The sequence below is a fragment of the Pseudomonas sp. COR18 genome (assembly GCF_048568395.1).
Taxonomy (GTDB): Bacteria; Pseudomonadota; Gammaproteobacteria; order Pseudomonadales; family Pseudomonadaceae; genus Aquipseudomonas; species Aquipseudomonas fuscovaginae_B.
This window is the reverse complement of record NZ_CP183808.1, coordinates 3,220,113-3,233,200: the sequence shown is the minus strand read 5'-3', so window position 1 is coordinate 3,233,200 and position 13,088 is coordinate 3,220,113. Positions and strand designations below refer to the sequence as shown.

The 13,088-nt window shown below is 64.0% G+C and carries 18 protein-coding genes; 17 read left to right on the top strand and 1 reads right to left on the bottom strand.

Annotated elements, in window-relative coordinates; all coding sequences use genetic code 11:
• Nucleotides 1-2 precede the first annotated feature (2 nt).
• From ACM62G_RS14875 to ACM62G_RS14795, 17 genes are read left to right on the top strand one after another with little or no spacing between them, the layout of a single operon-like run.
• The gene (locus tag ACM62G_RS14875; protein ID WP_019360745.1) at nucleotides 3-452 is read left to right on the top strand and encodes a phage protein; all 450 of its coding nucleotides are present in this window, start codon (nucleotides 3-5) and stop codon (nucleotides 450-452) included.
• Nucleotides 452-658, top strand: coding sequence for a TraR/DksA family transcriptional regulator (locus ACM62G_RS14870; protein WP_419737412.1), 207 nt, complete (start codon nucleotides 452-454; stop codon nucleotides 656-658). The genes ACM62G_RS14875 and ACM62G_RS14870 overlap by 1 nt, the downstream gene beginning before the upstream one ends.
• Nucleotides 655-951, top strand: a complete 297-nt coding sequence (locus ACM62G_RS14865; RefSeq protein ID WP_026007425.1) for a hypothetical protein — start codon at nucleotides 655-657, stop codon at nucleotides 949-951. Before ACM62G_RS14870 ends, ACM62G_RS14865 begins: the two co-directional genes overlap by 4 nt.
• Nucleotides 948-1,472 (top strand): lysozyme, encoded by a 525-nt coding sequence (locus ACM62G_RS14860; protein ID WP_419737411.1) that lies wholly within the window; start codon nucleotides 948-950, stop codon nucleotides 1,470-1,472. Before ACM62G_RS14865 ends, ACM62G_RS14860 begins: the two co-directional genes overlap by 4 nt.
• A complete protein-coding gene (locus tag ACM62G_RS14855) occupies nucleotides 1,469-1,966 on the top strand; it encodes a lysis system i-spanin subunit Rz (protein ID WP_419737410.1) in 498 nt (165 codons plus the stop codon). Before ACM62G_RS14860 ends, ACM62G_RS14855 begins: the two co-directional genes overlap by 4 nt.
• Nucleotides 1,963-2,250, top strand: coding sequence for a putative phage tail assembly chaperone (locus tag ACM62G_RS14850; protein WP_419737409.1), 288 nt, complete (start codon nucleotides 1,963-1,965; stop codon nucleotides 2,248-2,250). The genes ACM62G_RS14855 and ACM62G_RS14850 overlap by 4 nt, the downstream gene beginning before the upstream one ends.
• 20 nt (nucleotides 2,251-2,270) lie before the next feature.
• Entirely contained in the window at nucleotides 2,271-2,417 is a 147-nt protein-coding gene (locus ACM62G_RS14845) for a DUF6890 family protein (RefSeq protein ID WP_419737525.1), read from the top strand.
• 1 nt (nucleotide 2,418) lies between these two features.
• Nucleotides 2,419-4,488, top strand: a complete 2,070-nt coding sequence (locus ACM62G_RS14840) for a phage tail tape measure protein (RefSeq protein WP_419737408.1) — start codon at nucleotides 2,419-2,421, stop codon at nucleotides 4,486-4,488.
• Entirely contained in the window at nucleotides 4,488-4,805 is a 318-nt protein-coding gene (locus ACM62G_RS14835) for a DUF2590 family protein (protein WP_419737407.1), read from the top strand. The genes ACM62G_RS14840 and ACM62G_RS14835 overlap by 1 nt, the downstream gene beginning before the upstream one ends.
• On the top strand, nucleotides 4,802-5,977 hold the full coding sequence (locus tag ACM62G_RS14830; protein ID WP_419737406.1) for a baseplate J/gp47 family protein: 1,176 nt from the start codon (nucleotides 4,802-4,804) through the stop codon (nucleotides 5,975-5,977). Before ACM62G_RS14835 ends, ACM62G_RS14830 begins: the two co-directional genes overlap by 4 nt.
• A complete protein-coding gene (locus tag ACM62G_RS14825; RefSeq protein ID WP_419737405.1) occupies nucleotides 5,974-6,498 on the top strand; it encodes a phage tail protein in 525 nt (174 codons plus the stop codon). Before ACM62G_RS14830 ends, ACM62G_RS14825 begins: the two co-directional genes overlap by 4 nt.
• A gap of 9 nt (nucleotides 6,499-6,507) precedes the next feature.
• Nucleotides 6,508-8,451 (top strand): phage tail protein, encoded by a 1,944-nt coding sequence (locus tag ACM62G_RS14820; protein WP_419737404.1) that lies wholly within the window; start codon nucleotides 6,508-6,510, stop codon nucleotides 8,449-8,451.
• 8 nt (nucleotides 8,452-8,459) lie between these two features.
• The gene (locus ACM62G_RS14815; RefSeq protein WP_419737403.1) at nucleotides 8,460-9,167 is read left to right on the top strand and encodes a hypothetical protein; all 708 of its coding nucleotides are present in this window, start codon (nucleotides 8,460-8,462) and stop codon (nucleotides 9,165-9,167) included.
• On the top strand, nucleotides 9,164-10,087 hold the full coding sequence (locus tag ACM62G_RS14810; RefSeq protein ID WP_419737402.1) for a hypothetical protein: 924 nt from the start codon (nucleotides 9,164-9,166) through the stop codon (nucleotides 10,085-10,087). Before ACM62G_RS14815 ends, ACM62G_RS14810 begins: the two co-directional genes overlap by 4 nt.
• Entirely contained in the window at nucleotides 10,084-10,617 is a 534-nt protein-coding gene (locus tag ACM62G_RS14805) for a DNA-binding protein (RefSeq protein WP_419737401.1), read from the top strand. The genes ACM62G_RS14810 and ACM62G_RS14805 overlap by 4 nt, the downstream gene beginning before the upstream one ends.
• Nucleotides 10,614-11,318: a hypothetical protein gene (locus tag ACM62G_RS14800; protein WP_419737400.1), complete on the top strand. Its 705-nt coding sequence runs from the start codon at nucleotides 10,614-10,616 to the stop codon at nucleotides 11,316-11,318. Before ACM62G_RS14805 ends, ACM62G_RS14800 begins: the two co-directional genes overlap by 4 nt.
• A complete protein-coding gene (locus tag ACM62G_RS14795; RefSeq protein ID WP_419737399.1) occupies nucleotides 11,291-12,262 on the top strand; it encodes a hypothetical protein in 972 nt (323 codons plus the stop codon). The genes ACM62G_RS14800 and ACM62G_RS14795 overlap by 28 nt, the downstream gene beginning before the upstream one ends.
• Before the next feature lie 39 nt (nucleotides 12,263-12,301).
• Here ACM62G_RS14795 and ACM62G_RS14790 read toward each other — a convergent pair whose 3' ends face one another.
• Entirely contained in the window at nucleotides 12,302-13,009 is a 708-nt protein-coding gene (locus tag ACM62G_RS14790) for a hypothetical protein (protein WP_419737398.1), read from the bottom strand.
• Nucleotides 13,010-13,088: the final 79 nt, after the last annotated feature.

Genomic DNA, 13,088 nt, shown 5'->3' with positions numbered 1-13,088 from the left:
CCATGGCCAAGATCGGCGGCATGAACTTCGATATCAACGTGGGTGACCTGAAAGTCCACGTCGAAACCGCAACCCTCGACATCACCGACAACAGCGCCGTCGCGCTGACGCGGGGCGTTCCTGACGGCTGGGTCGCCGGCGACGTCGCGGCCGCCGGCGAGATGGAGCTGGACACCACCAACTTCAACCTGCTGATCGAGGCTGCCGGCAAGGCGGGCAGCTTCCGCGAGTTGGAGCCGTTCGACGCGCTGTTCTACGCCAAGACCCCGACCGATGAGCTGCGCGTCGAGGCCTTCGGCTGCAAGGTCAAGGTGTCCAGCCTTCTGAACATCGACGCCAAGGGCGGCGAGAAGCACAAGCACAAGGTGCATTTCGACGTGTCGAGCCCGGACTTTATCCACATCAACGGCGTGCCCTACCTGGCGTCGAGCGAGATCGAGGGCCTGAGCTGATGGTTTGCCCGTTCGATCGCGCACAGGCCCTGGAGCAGCGGCAGCGTGACCAGGCCATTGCCGCCGCCCTGGCCAGCACCCGCCCGAGCGGGCCAAGCCTGACCCATTGCACCGATTGCGACGACGAGATCCCCGAGGCGCGCCGCGCCCTGGGCGGTATGACGCGCTGCGTCCCGTGCCAATCCCTTTTCGAGCGTGCCCGATGACCACTCGCCTGCAGCAGAAACCGAAGATGGAGATCCGCGTGGCCCTCCTGGAGCAGCGCCTGGCTGACCTGGTGACCCACCATGAGTCCGTGCCTGGCCGTGTCACCCGCCTGGAAGGCGAGTTTGAACACATGGCCACCCAGTTGACGGCGCTCAACGAAGGGCAGCGGGAGCTGACGGCCACCGTGTCGGACATCGGCACCAAGGTAACCCGCATGCTGGCCGCCCTGACGGTCCTGGGCGTGGTCGCCCAGGCGCTCGGTCCGACCCTGTTCCGGATGCTGTTCCCATGAGCCTGCGCGGAAGGATCGCCGCCGGCGCAATCACGCTCTGCAGCTCCGGCCTGGTGCTGTTCCTGGGCACCTGGGAAGGCAACGGCCAGAACACCGTCTACCCGGACAAGCTGGCCGGAGGCCTGCCGACCGTGTGCAAGGGCATCACCCGTCACAGCAGCCCGTATCCGGTCGTGGTCGGTGACTACTGGTCGCCGGCGCGCTGCGCCGAGGTGGAGCATCTGGTGGTCGAGAAAGGCCAGTTGGCCCTGGCCGATTGCCTGACCAACCCGAACATCACCCAGGACACGTTCGACGCGCTGAGCAGTCACGGCCACAACGTCGGCACGTCGTCGACGTGCGCCAGTCGTGCGGTCGCGCTGATCAACGCCGGCAGGATCGCCGAGGGTTGCCGGGCGCTGGCCTGGTCGCCGGACGGGCGCCCGGTGTGGGCCTACGTCACCGACGCTAAGGGCAACAAGGTGTTCGTGCCCGGGCTCCACCGCCGGCGTGTGGCTGAAGCGGAGCTGTGCGCCCGATGACCTTTTCCCCACTCCCTTTGCTCCTGGTCGTGCTGATCGCCGCCGGCGGCGCCTGGTTCTCGTTCGACCAGGTGCTGCAGCAGCGCGATAGCGCTCGATCGGAGCGCGACGTGGCCCAGTACGAAGTCGCAGGCCTGCGCGAGGCGGCGCGGCTCGCCGGCGAGCGCCTGGCCCAGGCGGCGGCGATCGATCTCAAACACACCCAGGAGCTGAGTAATGCGCTCAAGACCAACCAGGATCTGCAGCTTGCTGTCGATCGCCGCAATCAGTGGCTGCGCGTTAACGCCACCTGCTCCGCCACCGGTGAGCGTGCCGACACCGGCGCCGGCGGCGTGGCTGATGCAGGCTCCCCCGAACTCACTGCAGACGCTCGACAGGCTTATTTCACCCTCCGCGACCAGCTCGCTGTCAGCAGGCAAATGATCCTCGGCCTGCAGGACTACGTACGCACCTTTTGCATCACCCAACCCACTACTGGAGAAACAACACCATGACCGAACGCACCGAGCTGACCCTGGAAATCGGCGACCAGGCCCTGGACTTCGTGATCGATCCGGCCCTGATGACCAAATACATCAATGCCCTGACGCCTTCGAACAAGGTCGCCCCGGCCAACAACCTGCTGGTCAACGCCGTGGTGCCCGCTCACAAGGAACTGCTGAAACCGCTGCTGGCCAACCCGATGACCGTCCTTTCCATCGCCGGCGCGCTGATTGAGGACTACGCCCCCACCGTTGAGATCACCGTAAAAAAGCGCTCGGCCACGCTGAGCGCCTGAGTGAGGACGGCCTGGGTCAGCTGCTGACCCTGGTCGACCGCTGGCTACCTGGTGCCGAGCCCACCGCCGAGACGATGGGAACGGCCAAGTGGCTGGAGGACGAGCATTGGCGGCGAATGGAGATCGCGATCGCCAACGGCATAGCACGAGCATTCAACGGAAGCTGACATGAGCACCAACGCATCCAGTCGCCTGGACTTCATTCTGAACCTCACGGACAAGGTGAGTGCGCCGCTGGCCAAGGTGACCAGGGGCTTCAACGACTTGGCCGAGAAGGGCGAAGCCAATATCCGCCAGATCGGTACGGGGTTCGCGGGCCTGTACGGCGCCGTCACCGCCATGGAAGGATCTTTGTCACCGGCGCTGGATGTGAACCGGGCACTGGGCGATGTGCGCTCCCTGGGCGTGGCCGAGGACGCCCTGGACAGCCTCAACAACAAGGCGCTGGAATTCTCGATCGCCTACGGTGCGAGCGCCGAGGAATTCATTTCCTCGGCGTACTCGATCCAGGGCGCGGTCAAGGGCCTGGCCGGCACCCAGTTGGCCGCCTTCACGAACAGCAGCGCGGTCCTGGCCAAGGCCACCAAGTCCGACAAGTCGACCATGGGCGACTACGTGGGCACCCTCTACAACCTGCAGAAACAGGCCGCTGACGCCATGGGCAAAAGCCAATGGGTCGAGAAGCTGGCCGGGCAGACCGCCCTGGCGGTCCAGCTGTTCCGCACCAGCGGCGAACAGATGAAAGACGGGTTCAAGGAGGCCGGGGCGATCGCCACGGCGTCCGGCATTGACCTGGCCGAGCAGATGGCGGTACTCGGCAGCCTGTCGTCGACCATGGAAAGCGGCGATGCCGGCGGCAAGTACAAGGCGTTTTTCGAGAACATCGAGAACGCGTCGACCAAGCTCGGCATGAAGTTCACCGACACGAACGGCAAGGTCCTACCGATGCTCGACATCCTGGCCAAGCTGCAGGGCAAGTTCGGCGATCTCAAGGGAGCGGCGGCAAACGCAAAGATCCAGGAAGCCTTCAGCAACGAGGGCGCCCAGGTGATCGGCGCCCTGGCCGGAGACACCGATCGGCTGAGGGACGGTATCGACAAGCTCGGCAAGGTCCGGGGCCTGGAACAGGCCGAGAAGATGGCCCAGGCCATGGTCGACCCGTGGCAGCAGTTCAGCGCGGCGGTGACCGCGTTGCGGATCTCGTTCGGCCAGGTACTGATCCCAGTCCTGCAGCCGGTCATGACTCGCCTGGTCGAAATGGGCAAGGTCCTGGTGCGCTGGACGAAGCTGTTCCCGAACATCACCCGCGTGATCGGCATCGCCAGCCTGACGATGCTTGCCTGTGCTGCAGCCATGAGCGCGCTGACCCTGGTGGTCGGGCTCAGTAAAACGTCGCTGATGAGCCTGCGCCTGATCTGGGTCGCCCTGACCTGGACCGGCTGGCGAAGCATCGCGATGTTCCTCTACCACGCCGTCATGGTGACCGCGTTCATTGCCGGTCTGGTGCTCATGTACACCTGGATGGCTGTCGCCCGCGCCGGGATGCTGCTGTGGCAGGGCGCGATCTGGCTGGTGAACGCGGCCATGTACGCCAACCCGATCGGCCTGGTGATCGCCGGCATTGTCGCCCTGGTCGCGATCGTCGGCCTGGTCATTTACTACTGGGACGACCTGAAAGCCGCGCTCATGGACACCGCCGCGTTCAAGTGGGTCATGGCACAGCTGGAGAAGCTGGGCGCCTGGTTCGACTCGATGGGCGGCTGGTCGGGCCTGGCGAAAGCCGCGTGGGACGGCATCGTCGCGATCTTTAACAAGGCCATCAACAGCCTGATCGAGATGCTGAACAAGATACCGGGCGTGAACATCGAAACCCGCTTCGGCGAGTTGCCGGCACAACCGGAGATCCCGCAGATCTCCGCGCCGATCGGCATCACCCCGATCGCCGACCCGCTGCTGCCGCTGCCAGGCGCCAAGGCGCTGATGCAGGTCCAGCCCTCGATCCCGGCCATGGTGCCGATCGAGCAGACCGAGCGTAGCCGCGCCAGCCTGGCCCAGGCCGCCCCGAGCGTTTCCCCCGCAAGCCCCGCGAGCGTGCCCCCGGGCGGGCTGCTGAGCCGCATCCAGAACACCACGCAGAGCCAGGACCGCCGTATCCAGGTGGACACCGTGGAGATCCACACCAGCCAAGCCATGAACCCCTTGGAGCTGGAAAACATGATCGGAATGGCGGTGGGCTGATGGGCGAATACATCGATCTGCTGATTGAGAACAACGACCTGGTGTTGGACCCGTCCCGCCAGCCACTGCTGATCGAGGACCGGGCCAGCATCGCCCAGGACATCGGCCACATGATCAGGGAGAGCGGGCTCCTGGTCACCCTGGTGGCCGAGCGCAGCAAGCTGCGCCAGGCCGACTGCATCCTGCAGATGGAGCTGCTGGTCGAGGATGACGAACGGCTTGTTCCGGGTACGGCCCGAATCACCCAGGACCGCCCGGGCGTGTACCTGGTTACCGCCAAAACCCTGAAATTCGGAGATATCGAGGTGTACCTGTGAGCGACGTAGACTTTCGCCAGGCCCTGAGCGACGCCGGCGTGCCGACCACTGATGCGGCCCTGCGCAAGGCCTGGGAGGCCGAAGTGGCCGCCCAGGGCAGCAAGCTGAGCAACACCAGCAACTATTCGCCGTTCTGGCGGGTAGTCACCGCCCTGGTGACCAAGCCGGTGCTGTGGCTGATCGGCTTCATCAGTGACACGGTGCTGCCGAACTTCTTTGTGAAAACCGCCGGCGGCGCCTGGCTCGACTCGCTGGCCTGGGCCGTGAACGTCACCCGCAAGGGTGCCACCAAGGCCCAGGGCGTGCTGCTGTTCACCCGGGAGAACTCCGCCGGCGAGCTGCGCATGGCCGCCGGCGTGGTCGTGAACTCGACCACCATCAATGGCAACGTGTACCAACTGGTGACCATTGAAGACGGCGTGTTCCCGGACGGGCGCCTGCAGGTGTCCGTCAAAGTCGAAGCGCGCCAGGTCGGCAGCGGCTACAACCTGGCGCCCGGTTACTACGCGATCCTGTCGGAACCTGTGCCCGGGATCGTCCAGGTGGTCAACACCGAGGACTGGCTGACCTCACCAGGTGCAGATCCGGAGGCTGACGACGAACTGCGCCTGCGCGTGCGTAACCAGTTCAGCGCGGTCAACCAGTGGCACACGGACGCGGTGTATCGCGCCATGATCGCGGCATTCCCGGGCGTTCGCCCTGACGGGATCTACTTCGAGCACGGCGCACCGCGCGGGCCAGGCAGTGCCAATGCCTACGTGCTGTTCGAAGCCGGCGTGCCGGCGGACTCGTACCTGGAGCAGATCAACGCGCACATTCGTGACGATGGGAACCATGGCCACGGCGATGACCTGGTGGCCATGGTCATGCCGACCACGGACGTCGGCTTTTCCGTGTACCTGTGGCCGAAGGCCAACACCAGCGCGGCGCGCCTGAAAGAGCTGAAAGCCGAGATTGAGCTGTTCGTGCGGGCCGCGTTCCGGGAAAGCACCTCCAAGGACTACAAGCCGACGCTGACCTACCCCCAGTCCCGGTTCAGCATGAGCCGGCTGATGGAGGAACTGCACCAGGAGTTCCCCGATATCGACTCCATGAGGGTTGTCCCGGTCGGCGACATCATTAGCGGCATGAGCATCCCCCGCCTGAAAACCTTCGCAGTGGTGCCGCAATGATCAACCTCAAACTGCCGTTCTGGCTCGGCGGCACCGAGCTTTCGAAGCTGCGCACGGCTGCACAACGCTGGTGGGAAACCGTCAGCGGCTGGCTCATGTGGCCGTACTCCCAGCTCGACCCCGACACCTGCCATCTGAACATCCTGGAGCTGTGGGCCTGGCAGCGTGACGTGACGCGCTTCAACGGCGAACCCGAAGCCCTGTTCCGCCTGCGGGTCAAGTACGCCTTCGTCAACGCGGTCGACGCCGGCAGCACTGCCGGCATGCAGCGCATCCTGCAGCGCCTCGGCGTCGGCTACATCGAGATCGAGGAACGGCAGCAGGGACGGGACTGGGATGTGGTGCTGCTGCGCCTATCCGACAGCCAACTGTCGATCAACGCCGATCTGCTGCGCGTCCTGGTGCAGCAGTACGGGCGCACCTGCAGGCGGTACGACTTCGAAAACATGACTGCGGTGACCGTCCAGGTCGCTATCGCTGACTTCAATGACGACCAGGCCACCCTGGTCGCCTCTCTGTAGGAGATCCCCATGGGGGCCACCATCACCATTGCCGGGGAAAACCTGATCGCTCAGAAAGCCGGCTTACAGCAACCCCTGATTGTTTCCCGCTTCATCCTGGCCAACGTGCCCGGGCTCGATCCGACCGCCGCTGTCGATCGGACTGCCGGCAAGCCACCGGCCAGCCAGATCGTGGGGACGTTCAATGTCACCCGCGCCGGCTACGTGAACACGAACCAGGTCGTGTACAGCGTCATGCTCGGCAGCGATGTCGGCGACTTCGACTGGAACTATATCGGCCTGGAGACAGCCGAGAACGTGCTGTTGTCGGTGGCCTACGTACCGCTGCAGCAGAAGCGCAAGAACATCTTGCCGGCGCAGATCGGCAACAACGTCACCCGGAACTTTCTCCTGGTATTCGACGGGGCCAAGGCGCTGACCGGCGTGTCGATCGATGCCAGCACCTGGCAGCACGACTTCACCGTCCGCCTGGCCGGCATCGACGAACGCGAGCGCGAGACATCCCGGGTGACCTTCGGTCGGGCCTGCTTCTTCGGCTCGTCGCTGATCGCCAGCCGCACCGGCACCGGTACAAAGGTCAAGATTGCACCAGGTACAGCCTACGTCGAGGGTATCCGGGTTAATCTCCTGGAAGAGGTGCAACTGGACGTGGCCGCCGGAGCCGGGATCTGGATCGACGTGTCGTTGCAGCGCCACCTGAGTGATGTCGTTGCCCGCTGGAGCTTCACCGCCGGCGCAGATAAGCAGGACTACACCGACAGTGCCGGCGCCCGTCACTACTGCGTCAAGGTCGCAACGGTCGGCAGCGACGGCACACTGGTCGACGCCCGGCCAGTGGAGCCGATCGATGGCGCCCTGGTGAGCCTGTTTGCGGCCCGGAACGGCGACTATCCGAAACTGCGGGCCCGTGGCACTACGAAAGAGGATGTTGGGCTGGGCAACCTGCCGAACGCCATCAGCGACAGCCCACATGTGCAAGAACCGAACATCCTGGCAACTTCGATTGCAGTCAACTCGGCGGTGCAAATTGCGGCCCAAAAACTGGCTGAACTGGCACTAAGCCTCGGAACGGCAGCCAAACTCAATGCTGGCACAGATGCTGGCAACGTCATGAAGGTTGGAGCTTTTGGCCTGGGTGGCCCGGCGGTGGACATTTCGGGCCAGGACCCGACCAAAATCGTGAAAAGCGGCCTCTACATGGGTTCCGACCTGCAGAACGCCCCCGACGCGAGCTGGTGGTTCATCGACCTCCTTTGGCGCAGTGATGGAAACTGTAAGCAGGTCTGGCACTCCCACCAGAGCACTCGGCTGTTGACCAGAGCGCAAGTCGGCGGGCAATGGCAGGGGTTCGTCGAGTTCTACAACCAGGCCAACCTGAATCCCGCGACCATCGTGCCCGCCGGCGCCGTGATGTCCTTCCCAACCACTACAGCACCGGCGGGCTTCCTGAAAGCCAACGGTGCAACGGTATCGCGCACCACATACGCGGCGCTGTTCGCAGTGATCGGCACCCAGTTCGGCGCTGGCGACGGCGTGAGCACCTTCACCCTGCCGGATCTGCGAGGCGAATTCATTCGTGGCTGGTCCGATGGGCGGGACGTGGACGCGGGGCGTGCCCTCGGCAGTAGCCAGGGATTCCAGAACGCATCGCACACCCACACCGCGAGCAGCAGCGCAGCGGGCGAACACACCCACGACGCGAGCAGCGATGTTGCAGGCGAGCACACCCACACCTTCACCAAGTCCGCCGGGTCGAACAACACCCCCGGCGGCTACGTCACCACAGCGAACGGCGGCGGGGCCTTGCATGTGACAAACCCCGCCGGCGCGCATAACCACACCATCAACATTCAGGCGGCAGCGGCGCACGCGCACAACATCGTTGTGGACGCGTCCGGCGGCAGTGAAACCCGTCCACGCAACGTCGCGTTGCTGGCCTGCATCAAGTACTGAGGCCCACCATGCAAAGCAAAATCGTTTATCAGACCAACGCCCAGGGCCTGTACGTCGGCACCGTCGTGGCGGACCCCAGCCCCCTGGAACCGGACGTATGGCTTGTGCCGGGCGGTTGCGTTGAAGTCGCGCCGCCGGCGGTACCGGATCAGAAGGCGGCGTACTGGAATGGCCAGGCCTGGCAACTGGTGGACTTCTTCCAGGGGCTGATCGTCTACAGCATCGCCAGCGGGGAGCCGAAAACACTTACCGGCCTCGATCCGATCCCAGCGGGCTACACCGTGAAACAACCCAGCCCGGGGCAGATCTGGAAGAACGGCGAGTGGGTCGACGACACCGCCGCGATCCTGGCCAGGCTCTACCAGGACAAGCTGGCCGAGATCAGCGCAGGCTGTGCGCAGTACATCGAGGCCGGCTACAGCTCCAACGCCCTGGGCGAGCCCCACCGTTACGGTGGTTCCCTGGAGGACCAGGTGAACCTGACCAGCCTTGTTTTCAGCGGCCTGGATGGCGCCTATCCCAGCGCCGGCGCCGATGGCGTGCGGCAGTACCAAGAGCACACCCGCGACCAACTGCTGCAGGTGAACAAGGACCTGGTGCAGTTCAAACAGGCCGCCCTGCGCCAGGCTGATCAGCTCAAGCGCGACGCGGCGGCAGCGCTCCAGGACAAGAAAGTGAAGGCGCTGCGCGCCATCAAATGGGCGGTGCCGGCATGACCTGGGCGCCCGTGGCAATGCGCTGGCCGACCGAGGCCACCCGCTGGATGGACCAGCTCGACGCATCCAAGGCCCTGGCCGGCAGCGAGCTGGCCAGCACCGGTCAGCGGCTGGCCGGCCTGCAGGGACTGGCCACCACAAGCCCCGGGCCGGTCGGAGCCTCCGCCCAGGACGCGATCGAGGCCGGGCGCCAGGCCCTGGCCGACCAACTGGGCGAGGCACCGGCCTGCCTGGTGGTGACACCGTTCCAAAGCGGGATCGGCCAGGGGCGCGGCTATCAGCGCTTCCTGTCAGCGCCGAACCTCCTGCAGGAGCTGGCGGACAAGCTGACCGACTCGACCGACGCTGGCAGCCCCCAGGGCAACCTGCACGCACTCTGCATACTGTTCCTGGCCACCCGCTTCGACCAGCTCGCCGCCGGCCTGGCCGGCTTCAATGCCTTGATGCCGGTCCCCGAGCTGGTGCGCACACAGCGCCGCGCCGAGCACCTGGCCCAGTTGGAGACTGAAAAGTGGAAGATCCCCCAGGCCGGCGCACTGCCGCGTTGGGAGACGCTGCCCCTGGAGCGCTGCACGGTGCTGAAGACTGCCCAGCAATCGATCGCCGGTCAGATATCGGTCCTGGAGGGTTACGCGGCGGACAGCTCACCCATGGCCGACCTGGCCGCCCTGGCACAGCGCAAGGTCGACCAACAGCGGCAGCGCGACCAGAAGCTGGCCGACCTCCAGCAACTGCTCGCCGGCGGCCAGGCTGACAGTATGGTCCAGGCGCGCCTGGTCGGCCCGGGCAGCTCGGCAGAACTGCGCCGCAAGATCCTGGAGGGTGAAGCACCAGGTCATGAGTGGGTCATGAGCGCCGGCCTGCTCCTGGTTGGGTCTGAGAAGGGCTTGAGCTTCGTCCGCGAAATGGTGGGCCTATGACACTGCTCCTGGACGGCGAGGCAATCCAGGGCAAGACCCTGAAGGTCACCGCAAACCTGCGGATCGAGGCCGAGGACATGTCGGGCCAGACCAGCAACACGGAGAAGGCCCACAAGGGGTTCAAGCCGAAGGTGCTGACCGTCACCCTGACGATTCCTTTCGTGAACAGCGACTGGCTGCGTACCCTCATGCGCCTGGCCGAGGCGACGGAGGGTGGTGGCCAGCTCAAGACCTACCGGGTGGTCAACGACACGGCGGCGGCCTTCGGCATGCGGCAAGTCACTTTCGCCGATGGGGTCAGCGCCCGGGAAGACGACTTCCTGGCCTGCTGGAAAGTCCAGTTCGGCCTGACCGAGAAGAAGTCCAACCCGGAGAAAGTGGAGAAGCGCGCCGACAAGGGCGCCGTCAGTGCTCAGTCTGGGACCGGCTCGTCGGTCGACGGTTCCGGGGAGAGCGAAGGCCAGCAGGGGCTGACCGGCTTCGAGGCCACGCTGAAGAAAATTGACGACTGGATCGGGGGGCCGAAATGAAGCTGCACCAGATCATCGCCATCAAGGGCACCCAGTACGACCTGGTGAAGGCCGACATTCGGCTGGAGCTGCGCAATCCGGGTCGGGCGACCTTCACCGTCGCCGCCGGCGCGCCGTTGAAGGGGCTGGTCACGTTCGACCTCGGCTACAACGACCGCACGCTGCAGCGGCACTTCATCGGCTACGTCGAGCGAAGCACCGCAGCCAATGCGAAGCAGCAGGTCCTGTTCTGCCGTGAGCTGACCGGCATCCTGGCCAAGGCCCTGCCGATGAACCTGCGGCATGTCGACTTGCGCGGCGTCCTGGAACACATCAGCTCGCAGACCGGCCTGCGTTTTCGCGTGCCGGACCAACCCTACGCGACAACCCGGGCGCCGTTCTTCTACAGCCTGGCCGCTGGCTTCCAGGCCATGGAGAGCTTGGCCCAGGTGTTCAACATCCCCGACTTCATGTGGCAGCAGCAGGGCGACGGCGATGTCTTCGTGGGGAGCTGGGCCGACAGCTACTTTGGCGTGCGCCCCGCGCTGCAACTGCCCACCGAGCTGTTCGACGGCTACCAGGGCAACCAGAGCGCCATGATTGCCGCCCTTCCCGGGCTGCGACCTGGTGCATTGATCAACCAGGGCGAGCGGGTGACCCACGTCACGCTCTCCGGAACTCAGATGGCACTGAAATGGAAGACGCAATCCGCCGCGCTGTAGAGCGCCAATTCCCCGAACTGACCGGGGGTTACCACCTGCCACGCTTCGGGCGCGTGGTCGCGGTACCGGATGCGCCGGCGGCGCCCGGGCTGTGCGACGACTTCCGCCCGCGCTACGGCGTCGACGTCCAGGTACTACTACCGGACGGCGAGCCCGATCCCGATCTGCCAACACTGACCAGCCTGCCGCTGCCGGCGCCGATGGGCGGCGCTGAACGCGGCATGTATGGCTTCCCCGACGAGGGCACGATGGTGGTCGTGTCGTTCGCGTACGGGCTTCCGCACAAGCCGTTCATCACGCAGATCCTGCCGCACGGCCTGGCACTGCCTCAGGTGCCGAAAGGCGACCTGGTGTGGCAGCACAGCGAGGGCAGCCAGCAGCGTGTCGACGCTGACGGCAACTGGCTGCGCCAGACGGACGGCAAGATCAAGGACAAGGCGATCGACCGCGAGGTCGAGTCGCTGACCAACCGCGAGCAGTTCCAGAGCCACACCAGGACGGTCGACGACCACTCGACCGAATCGGTCGGCGGGATCAAGAAGATTGAGGCGCTGGGCGCCATGAAGCTGCTGTCGGGTGGGTCCGCGAGCCTGGCCGCCGTCGACGATCTGCACCAGGCCACTGGCCGGGATCTGAACCTGGTCGTCTGCCAGAAGCACAACGCGACGATCGGCGGTGACATGCAGGAGAAGATCCAGGGCACGCGCAAGAGCGTTGCAGCGATCAGTCAGCGCCTGCAGGCGCCCAGGACCTGGCTCGGGTCGGAAGGGGTCAACGTGCTGCAGGTGCTCTGCGACCTGCTCGACCTGGTGGAGCAGATGAACACGCAGCTGGCCAGCCACACGCACGGCCCAACGCCGGTGCCTGGGAACGCCGCAGCCTTCTCGTCTGCCGCTACAGCAGCCCGGGGCATGAGTAGTAAGCTCAGACCAATCACACTTTGACTTGGCCTCTTTTCGAAATGCACATTAGTTGGTTGATTTTTACGATAGCCATTTAATGACTGCTGCAAGTGGAAAGCCAACAATGGCACTGATTACCGCTCCAATGACAAGAAGCTCCCAGGCGGTGAATATATGTTTAAATTTCTTTAAATATCCGCGTCGATTTCTGATGTCATAAAACTGCCACCACCGCATCCGCCATACGTCAATGAGGCCGGGCCTTTGCAACACACTACTGCATCTGTTAAACGCCAGGAACGGTGGAATTAGAGAGGCGATCCAATCGTGCGTCAGTGTATCGGTGTTGTAAGTGTACTTGTAAAGAATTGGCTCTTTTGATTTTTTGTTTCGATCTGTTTTCGGATGTCGAAAAAAAACCTGTATCAGTCCAGAAGCGGATGAGAAGTGAACTACCAATTCTGATCCTGTTTCAATTTCTAAAGCGTGCTGCGCGTATCCCTCAACGTCACGATCCAAAATCCCTTCGCCCGTATACTCGATCCCGAAGCCAAGGTGTACTGAGCTGGCCCCAGTGATGAAGGTACCGACTTCCTCTGGCTTAGGAGAAAACTCTGGCTCCACGACCCTCATGTGAACACCATCCTTACGAGCTTGCTGCTCAAAAGCCTGAAATACGTCAACCACTCGTTGAGCATGTATGGGCCAGTTCAAAATGGTTCGATCCCTTCGGAATTCGTTAGCTTGTCTTTTTCGAAGTTCTCTCTTCCAGATCTTTTCTAAGTTCATATTTGGCTACCATTAGCGCAATAGGTGTGCGCAACTATTCTGACGGATAAAATCTGAATCGCGCAATGGGCGCAGATGT

Excerpts from the sequence above, each read along its gene's own strand:
- ACM62G_RS14815 (WP_419737403.1), top strand. The coding sequence starts at position 8,460 with ATGCAAAGCAAAATCGTTTATCAGACCAACGCCCAGGGCCTGTACGTC.
- ACM62G_RS14860 (WP_419737411.1), top strand. The coding sequence starts at position 948 with ATGAGCCTGCGCGGAAGGATCGCCGCCGGCGCAATCACGCTCTGCAGC.
- ACM62G_RS14865 (WP_026007425.1), top strand. The coding sequence starts at position 655 with ATGACCACTCGCCTGCAGCAGAAACCGAAGATGGAGATCCGCGTGGCC.
- ACM62G_RS14820 (WP_419737404.1), top strand. The coding sequence starts at position 6,508 with ATGGGGGCCACCATCACCATTGCCGGGGAAAACCTGATCGCTCAGAAA.
- ACM62G_RS14800 (WP_419737400.1), top strand. The coding sequence starts at position 10,614 with ATGAAGCTGCACCAGATCATCGCCATCAAGGGCACCCAGTACGACCTG.
- ACM62G_RS14795 (WP_419737399.1), top strand. The coding sequence starts at position 11,291 with ATGGAAGACGCAATCCGCCGCGCTGTAGAGCGCCAATTCCCCGAACTG.
- ACM62G_RS14875 (WP_019360745.1), top strand. The coding sequence starts at position 3 with ATGGCCAAGATCGGCGGCATGAACTTCGATATCAACGTGGGTGACCTG.
- ACM62G_RS14790 (WP_419737398.1), bottom strand. The coding sequence starts at position 13,009 with ATGAACTTAGAAAAGATCTGGAAGAGAGAACTTCGAAAAAGACAAGCT.
- ACM62G_RS14850 (WP_419737409.1), top strand. The coding sequence starts at position 1,963 with ATGACCGAACGCACCGAGCTGACCCTGGAAATCGGCGACCAGGCCCTG.
- ACM62G_RS14825 (WP_419737405.1), top strand. The coding sequence starts at position 5,974 with ATGATCAACCTCAAACTGCCGTTCTGGCTCGGCGGCACCGAGCTTTCG.
- ACM62G_RS14870 (WP_419737412.1), top strand. The coding sequence starts at position 452 with ATGGTTTGCCCGTTCGATCGCGCACAGGCCCTGGAGCAGCGGCAGCGT.
- ACM62G_RS14840 (WP_419737408.1), top strand. The coding sequence starts at position 2,419 with ATGAGCACCAACGCATCCAGTCGCCTGGACTTCATTCTGAACCTCACG.
- ACM62G_RS14835 (WP_419737407.1), top strand. The coding sequence starts at position 4,488 with ATGGGCGAATACATCGATCTGCTGATTGAGAACAACGACCTGGTGTTG.
- ACM62G_RS14810 (WP_419737402.1), top strand. The coding sequence starts at position 9,164 with ATGACCTGGGCGCCCGTGGCAATGCGCTGGCCGACCGAGGCCACCCGC.
- ACM62G_RS14805 (WP_419737401.1), top strand. The coding sequence starts at position 10,084 with ATGACACTGCTCCTGGACGGCGAGGCAATCCAGGGCAAGACCCTGAAG.
- ACM62G_RS14855 (WP_419737410.1), top strand. The coding sequence starts at position 1,469 with ATGACCTTTTCCCCACTCCCTTTGCTCCTGGTCGTGCTGATCGCCGCC.